Below are 1,888 nucleotides of genomic sequence, written 5' to 3'. Positions count from 1 at the left end.
AACAGGCAATAAAGCTTTGGTGGCGAGACGTCACGAGCTCAGTCCAAATCTCGTAAGCAAATGGGTAAAAGCTTTTCAGGAAAAAGGCAATCTAGATCATTCCGGCATTCAAGATATTGTTTCTCCCTCAGGGATCAAACAGTTGGAGGAGGAGAATGACCAGCTTAAAAAGCTGTTAGGCGAAAAAGATTTAGAAATTTCCATTCTCCGTGACGTACTAAAAAAGAAGAACCCTCACTTACTGAAACGCTTGAAATAGCGAATGAGTGGATTGCGAAAGGTTATGCCGTCCGTAAAGTCCTGAAGATTTTAGAGATTTCTCCTTCTACGTACTATTATCAATACAAGAAAGAAGAAAAGTCAGTAAGTGAGGGCAGACCCATTCCGGGCTATTCACTCACTAAGAACGGCAAAAAAATACCGGATGAACAAATACAGGAATGGCTGATGGAACTCATCTCAGGTGAAGCCGGTGTCTATGGCTATCGAAAGTTGTGCCTCCGCCTTCGAAGCGAGTATGCGCTACAGATTAACAAAAAGAAAGTGTACCGATTATGTAAGGAACTCGATATCCTACAGCCACAGCGAGAAGTGAAGTTCCACTATCCAAGAAAATTAGCGAGGAACCGGATCATCACTGAATCGAATCAGCTGTGGGAAGCAGATATTAAATACGGCTACATCGAAGGTGAAGAGCGTTTCTTCTTTATTCTATCGCTCATTGATGTATATGACCGTTCCATCATTGATTATCATATTGGTTTACATTGTACCGGACACGACGCTGGCCAACTCGTGCAGCGTGCCTTGTTTAAGCGTCAGCAATTTGAAAGAGAAACAAAGCCAGTCATTCGAACGGATAATGGTCCACAATTTATTTCTCTAGCGTTTCAGAAAGCATGTGAAACGTTCCACATCGAACATGAACGCATTCCGCCGAGAACACCGAATATGAATGCCCATATCGAGTCGTTTCACCGATTACTAGAGTATGAATGTTTGAGGCGGTTCGCTTTTCATTCCTACGCAGATGCGTATCATGAGGTGGCTGAATACATGGATTTCTACAATAATCGAAGAATCCATTCGAGTATTTTAGATTTAGCACCAAATGAATTTTATCAACGAAACCAAACAGAAGAGCTAACGATTAAAGAAGTGAGAGTATGAGGCAGGATGATTTTCTTGCCTCACCTAAAATAAAGAGCAATTCTATGAAATAATGAGCTAAGAGTAGTATGTGTCCAAAATTAGGGGGTTAACCCGTTAATTTATCTCAAATGGATGTAGGAGATCATCCATCCAAGTTTGCGCTCACACTGTATATTCAAGAAAAGCAAGATGGTATGGAGTTAGAGTTTGCTTATCAGAAGGATCTTTACAGTGAAAAAAGGATTGAAGAACTTTCTAGACAATACACATTATTACTACAACAGATAGTGAATGATAGTGAAATGCCAATTGATTTTTATTCCCTAAGAACAGATAGAAGTCAGAAAATATTACCCAATCCAAAAGAAAAACTAGAAAAACCATTCTATCCATCGGTTCCTGAAATGTTCCGTCAGGTTGCTCTTCAAAATCTACATCAGGAAGCCATTAATTATCAGGGTGAGAGGAAAACTTATGGAGAATTGTTTGAAGCTGTCCAAAGTATTGTAGGTAATCTCCATGCTGGAGGAATGAATCAAGGGGAAGTTGTGGCTATTTATGGACGTCGTAGTATTGGTTTAATTGCTAGTATGTTGGGAGTGTTAATCGCCGGTGGAGTAGTTTTAACAATAGATAAAAACATGCCATTCGAAAGAAGAAAAACGATACTGCTCTCATCAGGTGTTAATAGATTGATTTATGTTGGAAGTAGCCAAGATGAAGATGAGTCATTGTT

3 protein-coding genes are annotated in these 1,888 nt (G+C 39.7%); all 3 read left to right on the top strand.

What is annotated here, in order from left to right:
• The coding region (locus ACWF79_RS34775) for a transposase (protein WP_453732174.1) at positions 1–259 on the top strand (259 nt) is incomplete at its 5' end.
• Positions 256–1,170 (top strand): IS3 family transposase, encoded by a 915-nt coding sequence (locus ACWF79_RS34770; protein ID WP_033880480.1) that lies wholly within the window; start codon positions 256–258, stop codon positions 1,168–1,170. The genes ACWF79_RS34775 and ACWF79_RS34770, both read left to right, overlap by 4 nt.
• A 110-nt stretch (positions 1,171–1,280) precedes the next feature.
• A partial coding sequence (locus tag ACWF79_RS34765; protein ID WP_453732173.1) for an AMP-binding protein occupies positions 1,281–1,888 on the top strand: 608 nt, incomplete at its 3' end.

This window comes from Streptomyces sp. NPDC054975 (assembly GCF_053609105.1).
This window is presented reverse-complemented; position numbering and strand designations above follow the sequence as displayed.